The sequence below is a fragment of the uncultured Imperialibacter sp. genome (assembly GCF_963974565.1).
Classification (GTDB): Bacteria; Bacteroidota; Bacteroidia; order Cytophagales; family Cyclobacteriaceae; genus Imperialibacter; species Imperialibacter roseus.
Window position 1 is genome coordinate 136,694 of the sequence record NZ_CAXBCJ010000011.1, and the last position, 22,563, is coordinate 159,256.

Below are 22,563 nucleotides of genomic sequence, written 5' to 3' on the forward strand. Positions count from 1 at the left end.
ATCTCAAAATGAAATCTACTTTTACTATATATATAGTTTTGATATGCCTGTTGGCGGCTGCTAATGAGGCTTTTTCACAAGGTTGTATTGCTGTTAGGTCAGGGGCTGGTGTCAACGTTGGAGGCGGTGCGGTGCTCGGCAAAGGACAGTGGAACGCAGCAACCAATTTCAGGTATTTCCATTCTTACAAGCATTTTCGTGGAAAGCATGAAGAAACTGAGCGAGTTGAAAACGGCACTGAGGTAATAAACGATTCTTATTTCTTCGACTTTCTGATAGCCTACGGCATTTCAGATCGCCTTTCAGTAAATTTTGTTCTTCCTTTCGTTAATCACGCCAGGTCGTCGATGTACGAGCATGGCGGCAACCCACCCAACGGCCTCGGCGACAGGCATTCGACTTATTCAAGCGGGCTGGCAGACATAAGGTTTGGTGCTAGCTACTGGCTGCTCGACCCTGCCACACATGCAGGATCCAATATTTCGCTTGGCTTAGGCATGAAGCTTCCTTCTGGGAATTACCGGGCAAAGGGCAAATTCTACAACCAGGGACCTAACCGTGACCAGGTGATCACGTCTGGCCTCGATCAGTCGATACAGCCAGGCGATGGTGGTGTCGGCATTACATTCGAATCACAGGCTTACCACAACATTTCAGAGAAGCTGGTGGTGAGCGCCCTGTTGTACTACATGGTGAATCCCAGGGAGAAATATTCGACTACTAATTTCCGGGGGTCTGCCTCTGAATTATCTGTATCCGATCAGTACGCAGCCCGGCTGGGTGCGTTGTACGTCACTCCTGTGCAGGGGCTTGGCTTGTATGGCGGAGCAAGACTGGAGGGTGTGCCATCAAGCGACCTCATCGGAGGAGATGAGGGATTCAGGAGACCAGGCTATATTGTGTCGCTTGAGCCAGGTGTGAACTATGGCATTGGAAACTTGGCATTTAGCCTGACTGTGCCGATAGCGGTCGACCGTGCCAGGGTGCAGAATTTTTCCGACAAGCAAAGAACCAAAGAAACAGGAGAGTTGGTCAACGGCGATGCTGCATTTGCTGACTATCTGATCAACTTCGGTTTCACCTATCGTTTTGGAATGGCCAGACACACTGTTGATGTAAACGACTTTACCGGATCTCAAAACTAGTTTTTTCCAGCCGCTTAACTTCACAAAGTAGCCACCCAAGGCGTCAAGTATGACCAGTGGAAACGCTAGGGTAAATACTGCCTTTGCGGGGTGGCCGGTAATGTCGTGCCTTTACCGGTGAGTTGTCGATCGACTTTTGAAAAGACAAGCGTGCCTGAAATTCCTTTCCCCTTACATTTTAACCTAGCAATTAATGAAAAGCAATAAATATATACTTTTTGGCATTTCTGCCTTTGTGTTCACCCTCATCCAGGTAAAAGCACAAACGCCTACAGATGCCATCATGATGAAACAACGAGAGTCATGTGTAGCGTTGATTTACGACATGAGCTCTTTTGACCACTATTGGGAAGGCGACCTCTTGAGGGTGAATCAAACGATCGAAACAGTGACGAGAAATACCGTTTTGCCCATGATCGCCATAGGATTGCATGACAAGTTGAACCTCATAGTGGCAACGCCCTATGTGAAAACCAAGTCGAGCGAGCCGAACGGAGGCAAGTTTGCCGGAGCCAAAGGATTCCAGGACATCGGGATTTCACTCAAGGGAGAGCTGATGAACAAACAATTGGGGGCAGGAAAACTAGCCTTGCTGACGACCGTCAGTTTTTCTACTCCAATGAGCAACTACCTGTCCGACTACATGCCTTATTCACTAGGTTTCGGTGCGCCGGAGTTTGGTGTAAGAGGCATTGTGCATTATCAATTAGATAAGGGAATGTATGCCAGAATTACTGGTGCGCACCTTTGGAGAGGGCAGACAGAGGCTGAAAGAGACTATTACTACAATGATGGCAGCTATTACACGGCTTGGATGGACGTGCCGGACGCATGGAACTATCAGGCCGTAGTGGGTAGCTGGTTGTTGGATTACTCCCTCAAAGTGGAAGCTAATTACCAGGGACTGGTGTCAACTTCGGGTGACGATATCAGAAAGTATAATGCTGCGCAACCAACAAACAAGGTTGAATTTGGTCAGGTTGGATTGACTGCCCAGTATTACCCTAAAGCGGCGAAAGGACTCGGTGCGCTGGTATATTATAGCCAGCGGATAAGCGGAAGAAATACCGCCAAGTCCAACAATTTGGGCATTGGTTTGACCTACCAATTCAAAATCTAGATTTTAAAAAAGACATCAATGAATAAGAATATAACTATAGCAGTTGCCAGCCTTTGCATGGTACTGGTGATTACTGCATGCGACGATGAGTTGCCCACCATGGCAAACTTTAGTGACTACGCCTATTCAAGCCTCGACGAGGATGCCGGATCGTGGACACCCGTTCTGCTAACCTCAGTAGATCAGGTCGTAATCGACGCACCGTCCGATGTTACATCTGCCGAGTACATGGCCGAGCTAGCAGACCTTAAGTCGGCCTCTGCCAACCTCACGACTGATCAGCTTAAAAAAGTGGAGTACTGGACCAACAACTCCGTGATCAGATGGAACGAGATTGCGCTGGAGTTGGTGGCCAAGTACAACCTGATTCCCGGGCCAAACGAGGACGACACCTACACCTTGCCTAATCCGGCGAGTCCCGAGGGGCCACCGGCATTTCCATTTGCTCATCCTCCTTATGCTTGCAGGGCTTTTGCCTATTTGAGCGTGGCCCAATTCGACGGATTGATAACAGCCTGGCACTACAAATACACGTTTAACAGACAGGCTCCGTACAATCTGGACAACGCCATTGCACCGGCTTACGAAAAGAGTAGTCTTCCGTCATACCCTTCTGACGGCGCTGTGATTGCTGCAAGTTCCAGAGACGTATTGACCGCTATGTTTCCATTAGAAAAGGACTATCTGGCTGCCAAAGCGGAGGAACACTTGCAAAGCTTGATTTGGGCTGGTGTCAATGTGGAAAGTGACGTTGAGGCTGGCAAGCACATTGGTGAGGAGGTGGCCAAGGTGGCGCTTGCCAGAGCTGCTGGTGATGGCATGAAAAAGGCCCAGGCACCAAAGGCAGTATCTGATTCTATCAAAGCTGCAGCATTCGCAAGATTTGGCTGGCAGTGGGACAACCTGGAATTACCCACCAGACCAGTAGGGCTCACTCCTTTGTTTGGCAAAGTGAAAATGTGGAATGTGCCTACCGTAGAGGAAGTCCGGCCAATTGCTCCACCTGCTCCAGGCTCTGCCGAGTTTGAGGAAAATGTGAAAGAACTCAAACACTATGCCGACAACATGACCGACGAGTGGCGGGCTATTGCCAATTTCTGGCAAGATGGCTTGGGCACGTACACACCACCAGGCCATTGGAATCGTTTTGCCAAAGACTTTATCATCAAGTACAAGCAAAACCCTATTCGCTCTGCAAGAACTTTTGCCTATATGAACATGGCCATCATGGACGCCGGCATCAGTTGCTGGGATGCTAAGTATTACTACCATTATCCAAGACCGATTCAAACGATTCCCGGCTACAAGACCATAGCGGGAACGCCGAATTTTCCCAGCTATACCTCAGGACATAGCGTGTTTTCTGCTGCAGGTGCGGCGGTGTTGGGTTATATATTTCCGCAGGAAGCCGAGCTCTGTAACTTCTGGGCCGAAGAAGCGGCCATTTCAAGGGTGTACGGTGGCATTCATTACAGGTTTGATGCGGTAGTTGGCACCGATCAGGGCAGAAAAGTGGCTCAGTATAGCATTGAGAAAGCTAAAAATGACGGAGCTAATTGACTTACCGAATTAATTAAATAAAGATGGGTGCTGGATACGGCAAGCCGGATATTTCCCCACTGTCTGTCATTAAAGCAGACAGTGGGTACTTGTCGCCTTCGAAAGTATTTTGCAACTATTTTTTTTAAATCTTTTAAAACCAGAGTTGGTGACTGTCATCAGTTGCAACGCTGAAATTCAATTTTACATGAAAAACATTAGACTTCTGTTTCTATTCGCTTTGGGCTGCCTTTGGAGTTCAGTCGAAGCGCAGGAAATAAACGAACCAGACAGTATTTCAACAAAAATTCTTGACGCCGTAACTGTTAAGGGCTTTCACGATAAAAAGCAGGCGTTACCCGACATAGTTGGCGCTAACATATTTGCAGGTAAAAAGACGGAAACAGTGGATTTGGATAACGGTGGAGCCAATCTCGTTCAAAACGTTGGCAGGATGGTCTTCGCAAAAATGCCGGGCGTCAATCTTTGGGATATGGATGGTGCCGGCACCCAAATGAATATAGGAACCAGAGGAACCGATGCCCATCGTTCCATCGAAATGAATATGCGGCAGAATGGCTACAACACTAATTCCGACATATTTGGCTATCCTGAAAACCACTATCAGGTGCCTATGCAAGGGGTAAAACAGGTGCAGCTTGTGCGTGGCTCAGCAGCCCTTCAGTTCGGCAGTCAGTACGGTGGGATGATGAACTATGTGATGAAGGAAGGAGACTCCACCAAAGTGTTTTCGCTGGAAAGCGAGCAGACACTTGGCGCTAACAATCTTTTCAATTCGTATAATGCCGTGGGCGGAACGAAAGGGAAAGTAAGTTACTATGCCTACTACAACAACCGACATGGCGACGGCTGGCGCCCCAATTCTGCTTTTAACTACGATGCCTGGTATGCCAATGTCAAGTACCGGTTTTCCAATAAGGGTAGCGTAGCTTTGCAATTTTCCAGAATGGACTACCGCCAGCAGATAGCAGGTGGACTAACGGACGCACAATTCAAGGAAAATGCCAGGCAATCCGACAGGTCTAGAAATTATTTTAGTCCTATCATTAACGTTCCGGCTGTTACTTTCAACTATCAGCTCTCTCCCTCTACATCGCTTGAATTAACTGCCAACGGTGTTTGGGGTGAACGAAGCAGTATACAGTTTATCAACCCTGCTACTGTAAAAGACACGTTCAACACCAACATAGGCTCTTTCAATCCACGGCAGATCGACAGGGACTTTTATAGGAGCTTTACAACAGAAGCAAGACTTCTTCACGAATACAGCCTCGGGCAAGTAAAGAGCGTACTTTCCGGGGGGATAAGATATTTCGATGGGACGACCAGGAGAAGACAGAAAGGTACAGGAACGACAGGAAGTGATTTTAATTTTACCCTTGTTGCGCCCTATGGCACCGATTTGACATTCTCGACCATCAACTATGCTGCCTTTGCAGAAAATATTTTTTACCTGAATAAAAGGTTTTCGGTAACGCCAGGATTCAGGTATGAAGTGATCAAATCAGATCTGTCAGGAGTCATTAACAACGCCTCTTTTCCCGTGTCCTATACAGGCAAACGTAACTTTCCTCTTTTCGGTACTGGTTTGCAATATCAATTAACCAATGAGACCCAACTTTATGGAAATATCTCCCAGGCGTACCGACCGTACCTGTACGCCTACATTACACCAGCCGATCAGCTAGGCATAGTTGACCCCAACTTGAAAGACAGTCGTGGGTATGATATTGACGCTGGCTACAGGGGAAGCATAGGCAACCTACTGAATTTCGACATCAATGGGTATTACCTTTTTTATGGCGACAGAATTGGTAAAGTGACAATGCAGGGGAGTGCCAATGCTTCCTACCTTTTCACCACCAATGTGGGGAATTCTGAAGTCAAAGGTTTGGAAATGTACCTTAATTTTTCGTTGCTGGGAGGTGTGAAAAACAATGTGAACACCGACTTACGACTGTTTAGTTCGCTGGCCTACACCAATGCCAGGTACCTGGATGTAACTGTAGCTAGCGGCAACCAGGAAGTTTCCCTCAACGGTAACCATGTAGAAAATGTCCCCGACTGGATAGAACGAGCCGGGCTTGAATTCACACACAAAAGTTTTTCTTCCACCTTGCAGGTTAGCTATGTAAGCGAGCAATTCAACGACGCCAACAATACCGAATTTTCCGAGTCGGGCATCGTGGGAGTAATACCCGCTTATACAGTCATCGACTGGGCCTTTAACCTGGGCTTTCTCGATAAATATCATTTTTCAGGCGGTGTGAACAATGTAGCTGACGCCAGGTATTTCAGCAGGAGAATTCAGATGTATCCAGGCCCAGGCATCTTACCAGCTAATGGCAGGACTTTCTATCTGACATTGGGATATAAATTTTGACAGGGAATAACCAGCTATGTTAATTGGGGCAGGGATTTTTGATTGAAGTTTTTTGGCGGCAGGCATGGCCTGGCCGCAGAAAGCTATTTTTTAAGCTTACCTGCTTTCTTTAAAATCTTCAATACTTCCTCTTCTGGAAGTTCTTTCACGGTTCGTCCCTCGAAGCCGGTCATTGTTTTCGCTGCCCACAGTGAATTGATGATGGCTTCTTCCGTCGCTTCAATAACAGCCATGAATAGCGGGCTCATATGATCATTTGAAAGAATGCTTTGCGTAAGGGTGGGTGATGACGTATCATAAGGAACCCTAAGTCCTTCATCTGTAGAAAAGGCTATCACATAGTCGCCACTTCCATTGGAAGCGATACCACCTGTTCTTCCGAGCCCCAGAATAGCCCTTTTGGCAAGTCTTTCAAGATTCCTTGCATCTAACGGTGCATCTGTAGCCACCACTATCATGCACGATCCATCGACAGAACCAAGGATTTGCTTTCGGTAGGGGTATTGCTCCAGTATTTCATCGATGCCTTCACCATCAATCGTAAGGTTACCGCCAAAGTTTGTTTGTACCAGCACACCCACTGTGTAGCCACCGAGGGTTTCGGGGAGTTTCCGGCTGGAGGTGCCAATACCTCCCTTGTAACCGAAGCAAACTGTGCCAGTGCCAGCGCCAACGTTGCCTTCTTCAACTTTCCCGGACGTCGCTGCGTCAATGGCAGCTGCGAAATGCTCCGGCTGCAATGGGAAACTGCGAATATCGTTGAGGTAGCTATCGTTGGTTTCTCCAACAACAGGGTTCACTGATCGAACATTCTCATTGCCAGGCAGTGCAATCGTATATTTTACCAGAGCCTTAGATGCATCAGCCACTGCTAAGGTATTCGTCAGAAGTATTGGCGTTTCAATATTGCCAAGCTCTTTCACTTGAGTGTAGCCTGCAAGTTTGCCGAAAGCATTACCCAGGTAAATGGCCGCAGGCACTTTCGATTGGAAGATATTCCCATCGAAGGGGAGGATAGAAGTAACCCCAGTCCTTACCTTGTCTCCTTCAATAAATGTGAAGTGCCCGACTTTTACACCTTTGACGTCTGTGATAGCATTGAATTCTCCTGATGGCAGAACACCAATTTTCACGCCTAGCTCCGCTGGTCGTTGTCGGGCGTTAGCCAACACGGAAGTGAGACAAAAGAAAAGCAACAGCAGGCGATTCATTTTTTGGTATTTAAGTACTTAATAGCCAACAGCAGTGTCGTCACCTCTTGGATCCGCACCGCCCTCCAGCATGCCGTCAGGCAGCACGAGGATAGCGTCAACCCGGCCAATATTTCCAGTCTCTCTGAAGTGATGGCCCATGCTATCTAATTCAGAAGTAACCTCAGGTTTGAGGGCGTCAGTTTCGGTCAGTATCAAGTCGGGTAGCCACTGGTGGTGAAACCTTCGGGCCGTTACAGCTTCTTGCATGCCCATGCCGTGGTCAACCACATTGAGGATTGTTTGAAACACCGACGTGATGATAGTTGAGCCTCCCGGCGTGCCAACAACCATTATCAGTTTACCATCTTTCTCAACAATGGAAGGAGTCATTGAACTCAACATTCTTTTACCGGGCTCGATGGCATTAGCCTCACCACCCACCAAACCATAGGCATTGGCATAGCCAGGCTTCACACTGAAGTCGTCCATTTCATTATTGAGCAGAAAGCCAGCGCCTGCTACAAACACTTTGCTTCCAAAGCCCCCATTGAGCGTGGTGGTAACCGACACAGCATTGCCTTTGGAGTCAACTACTGAAAAGTGAGTGGTTTGATCCGATTCAAGCAGCGCCACAGGGTTTCCCTCGGTCACCTCGGATGACAGAGAAGCCTTTTCAGGATTGAAGGAAGACATTCTTTTTTTGTTGTATGCAGGATCTATCAGTCCGGCCATAGGCACATCGAAATAGTCAGGATCTCCCAGGTATTTAGCACGGTCAGCGTACACACGCCTCTCTGCCTCAGTGATCAAATGGACAGTTTTTGCCGTGTTCCAGCCCCATTCATTGATCGGGTAGGGCTCTACAGATTGTAGCAGCTGCAGCAAGGCGATGCCTCCGCTGGAAGGAGGCGCCATCGAGATAATCTTATGGCCTTTGTAAGATCCCACAACCGGTGTTCTCCATACAGCTTCATAATTTTTCAGGTCTTCGAGGGTAATGATACCCTTTCCCCGTTGCATTTCGGCCACGATGAGATCGGCGGTTTCGCCTTCGTAGAATCCTGCCTCTTTTTTGTCACGAATAAGAGAAAGTGTTTTGGCAAGATCCTTCAAAAATATGGTGTCGCCTGCCACCCACTCATTGTCCTTTAAAATAAAGCCGGGACTAACGGTATTGTACTTGATGAAATTGTCTTTTCCCCGATTCAGCCCCGCTGCTTCTTTTTCGGTAAGTGCAAAGCCATTGGCAGCCAGATCAATAGAAGGCTGTACCAACTCTTCCCAACCAAGGCTGCCATATTTTTCGTATGCCTTCACCATTCCATCCACCGAACCGGGCACTCCAGATGCCAAATGTCCCAGCCAACTCAGGTTTTCGATAACTTCGCCATTCTCATCAAGGTACATATTTCTGGATGCAGCCGCAGGAGCTTCTTCTCTGTAGTCCAAGCCATCAACCGAACCGTCGTTTTGGCGGATCACCATAAAACCGCCGCCTCCAATATTCCCCGCTCCCGGATAAACAACAGCCAGCGCAAACTGTACTGCAATGGCAGCATCCACAGCATTGCCACCTTTTTTGAGTATGTCAGCCCCCACTTGTGATGCCAATGGGTGTGCTGAAACGACCATCCCATTTTTTGCTGTCAAGCCACGGTCAATGACCCGCTGAGGCTCATTGGCTTTTGGAGAGCAGCCATACAATAGAATAGCAATAAGGATCAGGTTGGTAAGTCTTTTCATATAGTTGACGGTTTTGTGTTCCAAAGTAAAAAAAGAAATGCAGAATCAAATGCTGATTATGGAGAAGGGTAACTTCTGAAATAAAATGTCATTCATGTAAGGTTTTTTCGTTTTGTTAGTCTTTCCAATCATACGGTTGATCGAAAATATAGCCCTGGTCGTAGTAATAAGGACAAGAAGGCTTTCAATAGCCATGGTTTATACGTACCTTCGAAGAGTATTAAATGTAAAAACGAAGTGAAAAAAGTCTTTTTAGTTGTTTCTTTCTTAATGTTAGTAGGGTTTGTAAACGCAACACCTTCTCCTAAGAAGAGCGCAAAGAAAGCCTATTACACATCGCCAATAAGAGAATTTAGAGGAACTACATTTTATCAGTGGAAGAATAACGACACTGTGAAAGTGGCTAAAATCTCAACCACTGAGGATAGTGGAAAGAAAGCCGTTGCGAAGACCGAAACAAACACCCCCGGTAAGCCTATCGCCAGCAACCGCACCAATTAATGGCCACTAGGTCGATTTCATTTTAACCTTCTTTACCCTGCTTTTGTGCTTGTCCTTTTTAGGATTGTAATAGCGGTGATGCACTTTCGGCTTTACAGTTTTTATATTGTAGGAATGGCTGGAGCACCCCTGAAAGGAGATAGCTAGTAGAAAAAAAGCCAGCATGAACATGCCGGCCCTCAGAAGTGATACCTTTTTGCGCACCTACTTTACGTCATCAAAGTCAAACATATAGATGGGATCAAGTTGAGTATTTGGATCCATCTTAAATACTTCGTTCAAAATACCATCCTTCAACCCATATACCCAACCATGTAGCATAGGGCGTTGCTCTTTTTTCCAGGCATGCTGCACAATCGATGTTTTTGCTAAGTTGTTTACCTGCTCTATTACATTGAGCTCCACCAATCGATCTGCTTTGGCCTCTTCGTTGGGAAGACGATCTATTTCCTGCTTGTGAATTCTATACACTTCCTTGATATTTCTCAGCCATTTATTGATAAGGCCAAGACTTTTGTTGGTCATCGCCGCCTTTACGCCACCGCAACCATAGTGGCCAGTTACAATAATGTGGTCAACTTTGAGGTGCTCCACTGCATATTGTAAAACGCTCAGCATGTTAAGATCCGTATGCACCACCATATTAGCGATGTTTCTGTGTACAAACATCTCACCCGGCTCTGTATTTGTGATCTCATTGGCAGGTACCCTTGAGTCGGCGCAGCCAATCCATAAAAATGCCGGATTTTGTATTTCAGAAAGGTGATTAAAATAGTCGGGGTCGGCTTGGACACGTTCACGTGCCCAAGCTTTATTTTCCAGTAACAATTTTTCGTAGGGACTCATGTCGACTATTTCTTAAATAAGTGATTGTAGCTGGAGGATGATTTTTTTAGTTCAACCGTTATTTTTCGGTTCTCTGATGTTTCAACGAAATCTTCGATAACTTCTGATATGTCGTTGTCAATGAATATTGATTTAGTTCCATCAATGATAACGAAGGCACCTTTTGGAATCTTTTGAAATGTAGTTCTTAGGGCGGATTTATTGAGAAAAGTTACGTCCTTGTTCAATTTCACAAGATAGTTCTCCTCATCCTGTGTAACCAAAATAGCCTCGTTGAAATTGCTCTTTATTACAAAGAACAGACCAACAGCCATGCCGATAGAGATACCGATTAGTAAATCTGACAACAGAATCGCTGCGATTGTAATCACAAATGGCAGGAACTGCCCCATTCCCTTTTGAAACATCGACCTGAACAGCGATGGTTTGGCAAGTTTGAAGCCAATCATTATCAGTATTGCTGCAAGGGCAGCCAGCGGTATCAGGTTAAGGATATGTGGAATAACAACGACACTGAGAAGCAGCAAAGCACCATGGATAATTGCTGACATTTTTGTGTGTGCCCCAGAATCTATGTTGGCGGAGCTTCTCACAATAACAGCTGTTAGCGGCAAGCCTCCAATAAGTCCTGAGACCATATTACCAATGCCCTGTGCTTTCAACTCTCTGTTTTGAGGGGAAACTCTTTTGTAAGGATCCAGCTTGTCAGTGGCTTCCAGACTCAATAAAGTCTCCAAACTTGCGATAATGGCAAGGGTAATGGCCACTACATAGATTTCGGGGTTGCCAAACTGGCTAAAGTCCGGGAAAGTAAGTTCGTTGGCAAACTCACTCAGATTGCCAATAATAGGCAACGAAACGAGATGGCTCTGCCCGAGAGCCATGTCAGGGAGGAATTTAATGAAGAGCTGATTAACACCTATTCCCAGTAGTACCACCACCAACGGTGCCGGAACGATAGAAAAGAATGCCTTTTTCTTGATACCAGGCCTATCCCAGAGAAGAATGACAGCCAACGAACTGAGGCAGATGGCAATCGCTCCCATGCTCAAATTTTCGAGAGCAGCGAAAATCTCTGAAAAGGTGTTTTGTCCGTCGGGCTGGAAAAATTCTATATCACCCTCCGGATCTGAATCGTAGCCGAAAGCATGAGGTATTTGTTTCAGTATCAATATAAGCCCGATGGCAGCAAGCATTCCTTTGATTACTGAAGAGGGGAAGAAATTACCAATCACACCGGCTTTCAGAAAGCCCAGCAAGAGCTGGATAGCGCCTGCAATGACGACTGCAAGCAGAAAGGACTCGAAAGAACCTAAATCGTCTATAGCGTTGAGAACGATGATTGTCAGGCCGGCAGCCGGGCCACTAACGGCGAGTTGAGAGCCACTGAAAGAGGCTACCACCAAGCCTCCAACAATTCCAGCAATAACGCCCGAAAAAAGTGGTGCTCCAGATGCCAGCGCTATACCCAAACACAGCGGCAGAGCAACAAGAAAAACTACCAGGCCGGCGGGGCCATCGTATTTGAAGTGGCCGAAGATATTAGGGCTGGAGTTTAAAGAATTCTTATCGGACATTGTTTACAGTTTATAATTTTGATGGTGCAAAGATGCAATAGGAAATACTTAAATATAGAAAAATTGTTCCAATGATTTGATAAGGGGTTGATTAGCTTTTTGAGTTGTGATCATTGTTGTCGATTACGCCAACCTTACTTTGCCTGCTTGTCAACACTCGTTTTGAAACCAAATATATGATAAAAGATGCCAGCGGGGCCAATAGCAACCATCCCAAAAGCATATTGATTGCAATGAAAAGCAAATCCCCGGAAATTTCCGCCAAACTATTGAGTGAAAAAGAAAACTCCCCAATTTTGTCGATGGACGTACCATTGATGGTAAACCCGGTAAAAGGCGCTCCGATGTAAAAGTAAGGAAGCAGAAGGGCCAACTGTATAGGGTAAACAATGTAATTGACTGCCTGAATAATAGCCATGTTCAGCCTAAAGAACAATGAACTAGCGGTACAAAGTACCGCAGAGGTGCCTACCAATGGAAAGACGCCCCAGAGAAAGCCGAGACTGATTGACAAAGAGGCTTTTGAAGGTTCCATCCCTCCGGTTACAAAAGTATTTACCAGTGACTTTAGCCTGTAACGGAGATTTGTTTTTGTTTGATTTTGCATTAAATCTTACATGAGGCTGAATCGAAAAAAGATAGAAGAATTCTCCTCGTTGGTACGTAGCATCTTTGTTGGAAATATCAAAAAAATGAATAACACGCACACTTAAAGTAATACTTTAATACAAATGAAAGATGAGCAAATCTAGGGATATTGGATGAATGCAAGTTTATTAAATAGTGAATATTTCATGTTAATTTGTTGACTGCGGGCTTTATTACATGTCGTAGATCATATTTTTTTGCCAAACTTTGCTTCTGTGCTATTTTTTTGATAATATTTCAAATCATTAGCTAACTGGCCTGGTTAGTGGAATATTCGAAAAGTAATATTTTGCTTTAATGACATTATAGGTTTTAGGAATCAGTGTAGAATTGTGTAACCAACCAACAAAATGAATGAAAACCTCGAGCTAAGGAAAGGTGCCATTGACAACCCAAAAGATTGGAGAGTATATAAGATAAGCGGTGTAGACAGGACAATAGTAGCCAGAAAAGGAGGGCCTTCTGCCAACGACATCAAAAGTAAAGAGTCATATCAGGAACTGAGGAACAATCAAAAGGAATTCGGTGTGGCCAGCATGATGGCAAGAACCATGCGCATGACTATGACTGGCGATTTGGGGGATATATGCGAAACCTATTCGTCGGGAAAACTGACTGCTAAATTCAGAGGCTTGGTGAAAGGTGTTGATGGCCCCACTGGTCGACGTCCTTTAACACCGAGTAAATATGGCAAGCAGGTAGAAGGCTTTGAATTCAATCCGGAGTTTCCGTTTGGTACTACTTTCTATCCGAAATACTTTGTTCACCCTGGGCAGGGACGGGGACATGTTATCCTCCACTTTCCAGGTTTTGTTCCTCAGAGCAATATCGCCTTTCCGGCAGAAGCCACTCATTTCAAATTGACGGCTAAGTTGGTTTCTATTTCAGACTTTTATTTCGATGAAGAGGAAGCTTCTTACAGGCCGTGCAATCCTGATCACCACGGCTTAACCGATTCATTTGAAAGCAACATGTTTCCCGATCTAAAGATTGCTATCCAGCCAATTACGGCTCAGCTTTCTATAGTACCTCCAAAAGGACTTCCCGAAAAAGTAGGTGTATTTCTGCTAATGGGTGTGAAATTTTATAAATACGAGAATGCAAAGTATACGTTCGTGAAGAACGGATCGTCATGTAAAGTGTTAAAATCTTTTTGATCTTTAACTAACCAATTGGAAGCATGCAGGGTTATACCATTAACTGCATGCTTTTTTTATGGATTTAGAAAAATTTAGGCTCACTGGCGATCCTCCCGCCGACGCTGTTGTTGAAGTTATTCAACGAGACATGCCTGAGCTCTGGGCATCGGACAAATGGAAGAACTTTACTCATAATAACCAGAAGCCCGACGACACCTGGCCAAAAGAGCTGATAAGTTTCATCAATCAAAATGAGGTATTACCCGAAGATAGCTTGCCAAAGCGCTTGAAGCATACTCAGGAATTTTTCTTCAAGCACCAACCTCTGATTCTGCTCTGCCTTGGGCTTTATTCACTTCCGTACTGCTATGCGGCTGCCAACGGTGCTAAGGTATTGTATCACTCCAAACGGCTTAGAGAGTCCCCCGGCAAGCGGCTCATCGAGACAGCCTCCTTTGTGCTTGATGTGTCTGAGCCCGGAGCGTTTGATACCAAGGGAAAGGGCTTCAGGAGTATTCTCAAAGTAAGGCTCATGCATGCGCTCACCAGGTATTATATAAAGAATCAAGCCTTTTGGCAGAGCGATTGGGGGCTTCCCATCAACCAGGAGGACATGGCTGGGACAAACCTGGCTTTCTCGCTGATAGTACTGCGTGGCCTGCGAAAGTTGGGGGTTGACGTAAAGGGAGCAGAAAGTAAGGATTTTTTACAATACTGGAATCTGATTGGGCACCTGCTGGGGATTGAAAATGAACTGGTAAAGGACAATGTAAAACAGGCGTTGTCGCTCGAAAAGCAAATAGCAAAAAGGCACTTTACCAGATCTGTTGAGGGTGTAGAATTAGCCGGAGCACTTAGAAAGCACATAGAAGTTGAAATGCGTGAGAGCGCTATTCATTTACCTGTTTCGGCTCTTATGGCCTATTTACTGGGGAGTGAGATCAGCAAGATGCTCGATATTGAAACTTCTTCATTCAATAAGGTTGTTGCGAAATCTTTTGTTAGCTTAAGCAAAATTCAGCAATTAATAGGGCGAGATTTTCAATGGCAAATGCAGGAAATTGATAGGGTAAATTTGTGACATGCAACTAGAACTGAGCACACCGGCATTGTTGTTTCCAGCCATCACATTGTTGATTCTGGCTTACACTAACAGGTTTTTAGCGATTGCCAGCCTGATCAGAGGGCTCCATAAAAGGCAAGCTGATTCCCATGGCGAAAACAATGTGCCCGTCCGGGAACAGATTAAGAACTTACGGTTGCGGCTTTCGCTCATCAGGAACATGCAGGCGTTCGGTATTTTAAGCTTCCTTGGTTGTGTGCTTTCGATTCTGTTCTTATACCTGAACAATAGCCAATTGGGAAACTACCTGTTTGTTGCAAGTCTCGTTTTGCTTTTAGTTTCTCTCGGGCTTTCGTTCTACGAGACACAGATTTCCACAAAGGCATTGAGCATTGAATTGAGTACCTTAGAGAAAGATGAGTAAGGGGGTAATTGAGTCACCATGTTTTTTAAACTATGAAAATCGGTTTTTTTGTTTTGATAATGATGGCAGTGACTGGGCAGGCACTATCACAGGGTGTTGATTCGCTTGCCGTTGATTCTGTCAAACTGCTGAAGAAGCAAATCAATAAACCGGCAAGAAAATATGGCGTTTGGGCTGCGGGCTACATTGAACCCGCCTACCTCCGGCAGGCAAACGGCGTGAATCTTGGAGGTGGTTTAAGCTTTTTATTCCGCAGCCGCTACCATGTTGGGGCTTACGGGTCTGTTTATATGGGAGACTACAATCAAAGACTGATTTTTCCTAACGAATTCAGTATGAAATACAGCCATGCAGGCTTGTGGACAGGATACAAAACTACGTTGGAAAAGCCCTTTCAGTTTACATTTGATGCAAAAGTGGGGCAGGGGAAGGTGTTTTGGGAACGGCGGGACAATTTCTATAACATGTTCGAAGACTATGCGCTATTTGTGCAGCCATCTGCTGGCTGCGATTATAAATTTCTGCCTTTTGCCATCTTGCACGGCGAGGTAGGCTATCGATTGGTCAAAGGATTGGATATCCCCGAAGTATCCGATGATGACTTCTCAGGACTCACATTGAATGTCATGATTAAAATAGGGCTATTTTGATGCGTCGAATCCACCTTCTTATTGTCGCCGTCTTTATCCTCATTCCTCAGAGCTGCAAATGGAATGATGACGTACGGCCCGATGAGTCACCATGGGCTTACGAAGATCCAGGCGTGTCGGGTTTCGATGAGCCTTTGCTTTTGGCATTAGACAGTCTTTTTGATGCGGGTCGCCTTGGTGGCATTGGCAGTATGCTTGTTTTGAAAGATAACAAGGTGGTTTTTGAAGACTACTATGGTTTCTACACAAGAGACTCGCTTCAGGGCATAGGAAGTATGGGTAACATCATTGTTTCTCTGCTGGTAGGTATTGCTATTGACGGCGGTTTCATTAAAAGTGTTGAGGACTCGGTTTACAAGTATTTGCCCCAACGCCAGTCGTATTTCGAAGCTGACCAACTAAAAAAGAGAATCAGGTTCAAGGATATTCTCACCATGAAATCGGGACTTTCGTGGAACGAAACGCTGTCAGGAGTCAACTCCTCGTCCAACGACGTGAATGTGATAAAGACGGCGCCAAGTGCTGTGGAGTTTCTGCTTAAAAAGCCAATGGAGAGCATTCCAGGTCAAAGGTTTTCTCAGAATTCGGCGGGCAGCCTCATCATACTTGAGGCGCTCGAGTCTGCTACCGGTTTGTCCATCGACGAGGTGGTGAGCGAGTGGCTGTTCAAACCTCTGGAAATCAGTGACTGGAAGGTGAGAAAAGATGAGGTTGGGTTGAGTGACCTTTCGCTTGGGCTCACTATAAAGCCGCTCGATTTGCTGAAGATTGGAGACCTTATGCTCAACAATGGAAGCTGGCTTGGCAACCGAATTGTGAGTGCCAGCTGGGTCGAATTGTCGACAAGTACTCAGCATCGAATTTCCAACTTTTCGGATATGGGGTATTTATGGTGGAGATTTTCAGATGATAGCTCATGGTCGGTCTATTTTCCCGAGAATAAAACCTTCTATGCACTGAGCGATGAAGATCACTACATGTTTGTAATGCCTGAATACAACATGGTTTTTTTACTCACCACCAATGGACGAACATCCGCCAGCACCAACTTAGGGTATTACGTGCTCTCCAATTATTTACTGGCCACACTCCAACCAGACGACGGCAATTAGGGTCTTTCTATTCCAAATTGTTAAAAACAAAAGAAGGCCCAATATTTTCTGATAGCCTTCGTTGAACTTATAAACATTAGGTTTGGTTGGTTGTTAAGGAAATGCCTCGTTTTACGGGGCTTTCCTTTTTTAGTATTCCCCGCCAATCGCTAATTTCGGCTGTATTTGTAGAGTTTTATACATTTTAAAATTGAGCCAACTGCTTCCTGATAACTTATCTTCATTAGAAGTACTCTTCAAACAGCATTACACGGAATTGTGCCGGTATGCGCTGAAACTGACCCGCAATAACGAAGTGGCAGAGGAAGTGGTTCAGGAGGTTTTCGTGAACTTCTGGGAGCGGCGGGAAGAAATTAATATCAGCTATTCTGTAAAAGCCTATCTCGTAGCATCTGTTCGGAACAGGTCAATCAACTACCTCAAGCTTCAACTGCCCAAAGAGTTGAAAAAAGAGGATGTGGATAATTTGAGCGAAAAGGCCGACTTGTCAGACCCAACCCAAATTGAGTACAATGAGCTATATTCAATTGTTCAGAAGGCCATCGATTTATTGCCGGAACGATGCAAAGTTATTTTTGTGCTCAGCCGAGAGGAAGGGCTTACCTATCAGGAGATTGCTGAAAAGCTGGAACTGTCAGTAAAGACAGTAGAGAATCAAATGAGCATAGCGCTCAAAAAGCTCAGAGTAAGCCTGAAGCCGTATGTTGATAAGCTGGGAATAATTTTGCTGGCCTTAATCGAAAACTTTTTGTAGATAGCTTGGGGGTTGGGATTAAAATCCTTGACATCTAATAGAATACACCTGATTATAATGCAACGAGACTTAGTCGAATATTTTAACGGTAAGGCAAAAGCCACTTCTAACACTGAGAAGGGCGTCGATGCTAATCATTCAGTTGAGCTTCAAGAGGCAATTAAGGTATGGGAACATGCGTCCCTTGACACCTCGGACTATTGTCCTGATGTGGAATGTGCCTGGAGTAAAGTGAAGAGTAGACTTACTGAGGAAAAGAAGGTGGTTGCTTTAAGGTACTTCTACTGGGCTGCGGCGAGCCTTGCTCTTATCATCGGGAGCTATTTTGTGTTTCAATCCACTGTGACTAGTCAGGTTTTTTCCGAAACCGCTATAGTTAAGGCCGATGAGAAGGTAAAGGAGATTACGCTGCCTGATGGCTCCTTAGTTTGGCTCAATGCCAATGGCCAGATATCTTATTCTGAGGATGAACCCAGGAAAATCGAATTGAAAGGGGAAGCCTATTTTAAGGTAGCTCACGATGCTGAGCACCCTTTCGTTGTGGAGTCGAACGGTTTGACTGCAAAAGTGTTGGGTACAGAGTTTAATATGAAAAACACGAAAGAAGGGGTCAGGCTTGCGGTGATCGATGGAACTGTTGAAGCCTCAGCTTTTGAAAAGGTTCTTACGCTCCAGAAAAATCAACAAGTGGACGTTGTAGTGAAGGATAATGTCATTAGAAGGTCTGATATAACCGATATGAATTTTCTGTCCTGGAAAACAGGCATGATGACTTTTTCTAATCGGCCACTCGATAAAGTACTGAAACAAATACAAGATCACTACCGGACTGAAATCACGCTGGACAATGAAGCATTGAAGGCGTGCAAGGTAAGTGTAACCCTTGATAACCTCAGCCTTCAGGAAAGCCTGAACGTAATAACTACGCTACTGAATGGATCGGTAGAGCAAAAAGGTGATTCATATGTAATTCTTGCGGAGCCCTGCGAGAATTAGAACCGGGAACTTCCAACCTCTTTTTTTATTTATTACTCCTAGTTACCTTTTATAGACGAAACATGTCTTTATTTAGAGGTCGCTTTCGGGAGTATGCCAACGTTTTTACGAGTCTGTTTTATCTTTCACCTTTGCTTGCTGTCGGCAAGCTCAGCATTAGTCGCTCAGAGTCACTCTGACGTGGTTGTGCGGGTGCCTCATGGTCAAACGAGCCTTTCTGTCGGGCAAGCTTTGCGCCTGATAGCTGATCAAACGACCTACAAGCCCTCCTACGTTGACCAATTAATTCCATTCGACAAGAAGATCAAAGTCAATGGCAATTCTATTTTGCTGGATGATTTGCTCGATAAGATAGTGTATTCTGAAAATCTGAAGTATCAGTTTGAGGGCAACCTAATCTTGCTGATAGCCGCCAAAAAGAATACTCCACTGAAGAGTGACAACGTCACTATGAAGGGCCAGGTGAGTGAGGCTAGCACTGGCGAGGCCCTGATTGGCGCCACAATCTGGATTGATTCTCTTAAAACCGGATCGTCTACCAATGCCTATGGCTTTTTCTCCCTCTCATTGCCCAAGGGAATTTATGATGTTCGTATCTCATTTGTGGGTTATGAGCCAATCGAGACCAGGTTGGCTTTGGCGGAGTCGACAGAACAAAACTTTTCACTTAAGTCAGCAAAGGCAAATTTGCCCGAATTGGTCGTTTCTCCGAAAGATTTTGACATTTTGCTGACAACTAAAAATACCGGCTACCACAAGATTAGTCGAAACATCTTCGGAAAGATTCCCTATTTTCTCAGCGAAGTGGATGTGCTACAGGGAGCTTTGTTACTTCCCGGCATCAGGAACGTCGGTGAGGATGCTACAGGAATTAATGTCAGAGGTGGGTCGGCCGACAATAACCTGATACTGCTGGATGAGGCAGTCATTTTCAATACATCTCACTTTTTTGGGTTAGTGGGCGTTTTCAACCCTGAGGCGATCAACGACATAGAAATATATAAAGGTGATATACCGGCATCCTACGGCGGCAGAACTTCTTCCGTGGTGAGTGTGAGGCAGAGGGAGGGCAATAAGGAACGATTTGCTTTTTCAGGAGGGCTCGGACTTTTGTCGGGCAGGCTGGTGGCCGAAGGCCCCCTTGTAAAAGGAAAAAGCTCATTCCTGACATCGGTTCGGTCGTCATTGTTTAATATCAACTATGAGTTGGGTGACAACAATGTAAGGAGGAGTACCCTGAACTTTGCTGATTTCAATATGAAACTCAACTACGATTTGAACTCAAAAAATAAGGTGTATCTATCGGGCTATGTTGGTAAAGACCGGAACAAGATTGGAGAAACATTCCAGCGAACCTGGGGCAATAGTGCGCTGATTGCCCGATGGAACCACATTTTTGGAAACCGTCTGTTCAGCAATCATACATTCACGCTGAGCGAGTACAGCTACAAAACAGAAGACCCTTCCGAAATTTCCAATTTCATAGGAACGTCTTACATCTTCAACTACGCCTTTAAGTCCGATTTTAATTTTTATTCAAACCCTGACAATACCTACAATTTTGGCTACTCATCGATTATTCACAGGCTCAATCCCGGAGACAGAATACCCCTTACGGAAGACGCCTCGGTAGTGGAAATAAAGCTGAGCTCGGAACATGCCGTAGAGCCTGCCCTGTACGGCAGTTGGGAGAAGAAGTGGAGCAGACGGATTGAAACGGTGGCAGGAGCAAGGTGGTCTCGTTTCTATTACCTGGGGCCGTCAAATGAGTATATTTATGTGAACGGATTACCAAAAAGCAGGACATCGATTATCGACACCGTGCAGTATAGATTTGGCCAAATTATAGATTTTTATGAAGGGTTTGAGCCCAGGCTTGTTGCAAGCTATAAATTAAGCAAAGCCTCGATACTTAAAGCCAGCTACAACAAAAACTATCAATACATCCACAGAATTACTAATAGCATTTCGCCTGCACCTACTGACATATGGAAACTCAGCGACAGGTATATCAAACCAGAGGTGTCAAATCAATACACATTGGGCTACTACAGAGACCTGTTTAATGGAAACCTGGAAGTCTCGCTTGAAGCATATTTCAAGTCGCTGTCAAATACAATAGCATTTAAGAATGGTGCCGACTTACTGTTAAATGAAACTATTGAAACAGAGGTGCTCACCGGAGTGGGAAGGGCATATGGGACTGAGCTACTGGTGCGGAAACCCGAGGGAATGCTTCGTGGCTGGGTAAGTTATACGCTGTCGAGGGCAGAGACGCAGATAAAGGGATCAACCGTGGAAGAAACACTCAATGATGGTGATTTTTTCCCCAGCGACTATGACAGGACGCATGACGTTTCAGTGGTGGGTATTTATGATGAAGGCAGGCAGTGGAGCTTCTCTGCTACGTTTAATTTCAGCACAGGGCGCCCCGTAACCCTGCCAGACGCAAAATACGTTTACGATGGCGTGATAGTGCCCAATTTCTCAAAACGTAATCAAGGCAGGCTTTCTGACTACCACAGGTTGGATGTGTCGACGACTTATGTGAGCAGGAAAAGTCTCGACAGGAAGTTCAAAAGTAGCTGGACGTTTTCAATCTACAATGTATATGCCAGGAGGAACGCCTATTCTTACCTTTTTAGGCAAAGTGCTTTGGATCCCAGCCAAACGGAAACCATCAGGTATTCTGTGTTGGGCACAATCATCCCCTCAATTTCCTATAATTTTAAGTTCTGACGGATGCGGAAATCAGCCCTGCTATTTGTTGCTTTAACCTCTTTTCTACTTCAGTCTTGCGAAGACCCTATCTCAATCGATCTGCCATCCGATAGCACTTACCTGGTGGTTGAGGGGTGGATTACCGATCAGCCTGGCCCTTACCGTGTCAGGCTTTCCCAAACGCTGCCATTTGCTTCTCCTGAGACTAACCCAAAAATATCCAACGCAAAGGTATACATCACCTCTAAGGGAGTTAACTACTTTTTGGCCGAAAACCCAGAAATTCCTGGTGAGTATTTAACGGATTCGGCTGAGTTTGTCGGCACTCCGGGTGTTAATTACAAATTGGTGATTGAATGGGAGGACAAGATTATTATTTCAACCGAAAACTCTTTCAAAGCAGCTCCACCGATAGACACACTTACTTACTCTTTCGTGCCAAATATTTTTGTACCCGAAACTTTATCATTTACCTCAGGCTATTTGGTGACGGGCTTCGTGTCGGATCCGGCCACTGAGAACGACTACTATAGATGGAAAGTGTCGGAGAATGGAATTTCTTATGACCGAGCTGAAGACTTGATTTTGATCACCGATCGTTTTTTTAACGGAAAGAAATTCGGTTTTGAGCTATCAAACCTGTTGTTTCAGGTAGACGATACCGTTAGTGTGAGTCAATATACAATTGACGCCGCTGCCTTTGAATACCTGAAAAATATTAATACACAGGCTATTGGCCTCGGGAAGTCGACCAGCACACCGCCATCGCTGGTTAGGGGAAACTTGAAATACCTAAACGACGATGAAGGAGTGATACTCGGCTATTTCGGCATGAGTAGCGTGTCCAGTGCGCAGGTCGTCATCAAAAAAAATCAATAAAGTCATTCTTTTTTTAAAACGGCATGGGGGTAAACCGCCTTTTTGTTGACAATAATAAGTAGAGGGAGGCTACTACACGCAGCGATGCTTTGTGCATGTAGACTTCTTC

Annotated in this window: 19 protein-coding genes; 14 read left to right on the top strand and 5 right to left on the bottom strand. The window is 45.3% G+C overall.

Annotated elements, in window-relative coordinates; genetic code table 11:
* Positions 1 to 8: 8 nt before the first annotated feature.
* The 4 genes from AAC052_RS16730 (at position 9) to AAC052_RS16745 (ending at position 6,208) form a co-directional block, all read left to right on the top strand.
* Positions 9 to 1,145, top strand: coding sequence for a transporter (locus tag AAC052_RS16730; RefSeq protein ID WP_339814705.1), 1,137 nt, complete (start codon positions 9 to 11; stop codon positions 1,143 to 1,145).
* Positions 1,146 to 1,338: 193 nt separating this feature from the next.
* A complete protein-coding gene (locus AAC052_RS16735) occupies positions 1,339 to 2,265 on the top strand; it encodes a transporter (protein WP_317492058.1) in 927 nt (308 codons plus the stop codon).
* A gap of 18 nt (positions 2,266 to 2,283) precedes the next feature.
* Entirely contained in the window at positions 2,284 to 3,825 is a 1,542-nt protein-coding gene (locus AAC052_RS16740) for a phosphatase PAP2 family protein (protein WP_339814706.1), read from the top strand.
* 187 nt (positions 3,826 to 4,012) lie between these two features.
* Positions 4,013 to 6,208, top strand: coding sequence for a TonB-dependent receptor (locus AAC052_RS16745; RefSeq protein WP_339814707.1), 2,196 nt, complete (start codon positions 4,013 to 4,015; stop codon positions 6,206 to 6,208).
* An 83-nt stretch (positions 6,209 to 6,291) separates the two neighbouring features.
* Here the strand turns inward: AAC052_RS16745 and AAC052_RS16750 are convergent, their stop codons facing one another.
* A complete protein-coding gene (locus AAC052_RS16750; protein ID WP_339814708.1) occupies positions 6,292 to 7,419 on the bottom strand; it encodes a P1 family peptidase in 1,128 nt (375 codons plus the stop codon).
* Between the two features lie 18 nt (positions 7,420 to 7,437).
* Positions 7,438 to 9,033 carry a gamma-glutamyltransferase gene (ggt, locus tag AAC052_RS16755; protein WP_339814746.1) on the bottom strand — a complete coding sequence of 532 codons (1,596 nt, stop codon included), beginning with the start codon at positions 9,031 to 9,033 and terminating at the stop codon, positions 7,438 to 7,440.
* Between the two features lie 348 nt (positions 9,034 to 9,381).
* Between ggt and AAC052_RS16760 the strand changes: the two genes are divergently transcribed.
* On the top strand, positions 9,382 to 9,645 hold the full coding sequence (locus tag AAC052_RS16760; protein ID WP_339814709.1) for a hypothetical protein: 264 nt from the start codon (positions 9,382 to 9,384) through the stop codon (positions 9,643 to 9,645).
* 204 nt (positions 9,646 to 9,849) lie between these two features.
* Here the strand turns inward: AAC052_RS16760 and can are convergent, their stop codons facing one another.
* The 3 genes from can to AAC052_RS16775 form a co-directional block, all read right to left on the bottom strand.
* Positions 9,850 to 10,491, bottom strand: a complete 642-nt coding sequence (can, locus tag AAC052_RS16765; protein WP_317492053.1) for a carbonate dehydratase — start codon at positions 10,489 to 10,491, stop codon at positions 9,850 to 9,852.
* Positions 10,492 to 10,496: 5 nt separating this feature from the next.
* A complete protein-coding gene (locus AAC052_RS16770; protein ID WP_339814710.1) occupies positions 10,497 to 12,068 on the bottom strand; it encodes a SulP family inorganic anion transporter in 1,572 nt (523 codons plus the stop codon).
* A 91-nt stretch (positions 12,069 to 12,159) separates the two neighbouring features.
* Positions 12,160 to 12,675, bottom strand: coding sequence for a DUF2062 domain-containing protein (locus AAC052_RS16775; protein WP_339814711.1), 516 nt, complete (start codon positions 12,673 to 12,675; stop codon positions 12,160 to 12,162).
* A 391-nt stretch (positions 12,676 to 13,066) separates the two neighbouring features.
* Here AAC052_RS16775 and AAC052_RS16780 point away from each other — a divergent pair, with 391 nt between their 5' ends.
* The 9 genes from AAC052_RS16780 to AAC052_RS16820 all read left to right on the top strand — a co-directional run bounded on the left by AAC052_RS16780 (position 13,067) and on the right by AAC052_RS16820 (position 22,454).
* Positions 13,067 to 13,873 (top strand): hypothetical protein, encoded by an 807-nt coding sequence (locus AAC052_RS16780; protein ID WP_317492050.1) that lies wholly within the window; start codon positions 13,067 to 13,069, stop codon positions 13,871 to 13,873.
* A 58-nt stretch (positions 13,874 to 13,931) separates the two neighbouring features.
* A complete protein-coding gene (locus AAC052_RS16785; RefSeq protein WP_339814712.1) occupies positions 13,932 to 14,936 on the top strand; it encodes an oxygenase MpaB family protein in 1,005 nt (334 codons plus the stop codon).
* 1 nt (position 14,937) lies between these two features.
* A complete protein-coding gene (locus AAC052_RS16790; RefSeq protein WP_317492048.1) occupies positions 14,938 to 15,342 on the top strand; it encodes a DUF2721 domain-containing protein in 405 nt (134 codons plus the stop codon).
* A gap of 32 nt (positions 15,343 to 15,374) precedes the next feature.
* Positions 15,375 to 15,992: a hypothetical protein gene (locus tag AAC052_RS16795; RefSeq protein WP_317492047.1), complete on the top strand. Its 618-nt coding sequence runs from the start codon at positions 15,375 to 15,377 to the stop codon at positions 15,990 to 15,992.
* Positions 15,992 to 17,104 carry a serine hydrolase gene (locus tag AAC052_RS16800; protein ID WP_339814713.1) on the top strand — a complete coding sequence of 371 codons (1,113 nt, stop codon included), beginning with the start codon at positions 15,992 to 15,994 and terminating at the stop codon, positions 17,102 to 17,104. The genes AAC052_RS16795 and AAC052_RS16800 overlap by 1 nt, the downstream gene beginning before the upstream one ends.
* Positions 17,105 to 17,294: 190 nt before the next feature.
* The gene (locus tag AAC052_RS16805) at positions 17,295 to 17,858 is read left to right on the top strand and encodes an RNA polymerase sigma-70 factor (protein WP_317492045.1); all 564 of its coding nucleotides are present in this window, start codon (positions 17,295 to 17,297) and stop codon (positions 17,856 to 17,858) included.
* A 57-nt stretch (positions 17,859 to 17,915) separates the two neighbouring features.
* Positions 17,916 to 18,854 carry a FecR domain-containing protein gene (locus AAC052_RS16810; protein WP_339814715.1) on the top strand — a complete coding sequence of 313 codons (939 nt, stop codon included), beginning with the start codon at positions 17,916 to 17,918 and terminating at the stop codon, positions 18,852 to 18,854.
* A 135-nt stretch (positions 18,855 to 18,989) separates the two neighbouring features.
* The gene (locus AAC052_RS16815) at positions 18,990 to 21,593 is read left to right on the top strand and encodes a TonB-dependent receptor (protein ID WP_339814716.1); all 2,604 of its coding nucleotides are present in this window, start codon (positions 18,990 to 18,992) and stop codon (positions 21,591 to 21,593) included.
* Positions 21,594 to 21,596: 3 nt separating this feature from the next.
* Positions 21,597 to 22,454: a DUF4249 domain-containing protein gene (locus AAC052_RS16820; RefSeq protein WP_317492042.1), complete on the top strand. Its 858-nt coding sequence runs from the start codon at positions 21,597 to 21,599 to the stop codon at positions 22,452 to 22,454.
* Positions 22,455 to 22,563 lie beyond the last annotated feature (109 nt).

Bases quoted from the DNA above. Each gene is read 5' to 3' on its own strand.
- AAC052_RS16750 (WP_339814708.1), bottom strand. From the start codon at position 7,419: ATGAATCGCCTGCTGTTGCTTTTCTTTTGTCTCACTTCCGTGTTGGCT.
- AAC052_RS16790 (WP_317492048.1), top strand. From the start codon at position 14,938: ATGCAACTAGAACTGAGCACACCGGCATTGTTGTTTCCAGCCATCACA.
- AAC052_RS16775 (WP_339814711.1), bottom strand. From the start codon at position 12,675: ATGCAAAATCAAACAAAAACAAATCTCCGTTACAGGCTAAAGTCACTG.
- AAC052_RS16735 (WP_317492058.1), top strand. From the start codon at position 1,339: ATGAAAAGCAATAAATATATACTTTTTGGCATTTCTGCCTTTGTGTTC.
- AAC052_RS16740 (WP_339814706.1), top strand. From the start codon at position 2,284: ATGAATAAGAATATAACTATAGCAGTTGCCAGCCTTTGCATGGTACTG.
- AAC052_RS16800 (WP_339814713.1), top strand. From the start codon at position 15,992: ATGCGTCGAATCCACCTTCTTATTGTCGCCGTCTTTATCCTCATTCCT.
- AAC052_RS16770 (WP_339814710.1), bottom strand. From the start codon at position 12,068: ATGTCCGATAAGAATTCTTTAAACTCCAGCCCTAATATCTTCGGCCAC.
- AAC052_RS16795 (WP_317492047.1), top strand. From the start codon at position 15,375: ATGAAAATCGGTTTTTTTGTTTTGATAATGATGGCAGTGACTGGGCAG.
- AAC052_RS16820 (WP_317492042.1), top strand. From the start codon at position 21,597: ATGCGGAAATCAGCCCTGCTATTTGTTGCTTTAACCTCTTTTCTACTT.
- AAC052_RS16785 (WP_339814712.1), top strand. From the start codon at position 13,932: ATGGATTTAGAAAAATTTAGGCTCACTGGCGATCCTCCCGCCGACGCT.
- AAC052_RS16730 (WP_339814705.1), top strand. From the start codon at position 9: ATGAAATCTACTTTTACTATATATATAGTTTTGATATGCCTGTTGGCG.
- AAC052_RS16780 (WP_317492050.1), top strand. From the start codon at position 13,067: ATGAATGAAAACCTCGAGCTAAGGAAAGGTGCCATTGACAACCCAAAA.
- AAC052_RS16810 (WP_339814715.1), top strand. From the start codon at position 17,916: ATGCAACGAGACTTAGTCGAATATTTTAACGGTAAGGCAAAAGCCACT.
- AAC052_RS16745 (WP_339814707.1), top strand. From the start codon at position 4,013: ATGAAAAACATTAGACTTCTGTTTCTATTCGCTTTGGGCTGCCTTTGG.
- ggt (WP_339814746.1), bottom strand. From the start codon at position 9,033: ATGGTCGTTTCAGCACACCCATTGGCATCACAAGTGGGGGCTGACATA.
- can (WP_317492053.1), bottom strand. From the start codon at position 10,491: ATGAGTCCCTACGAAAAATTGTTACTGGAAAATAAAGCTTGGGCACGT.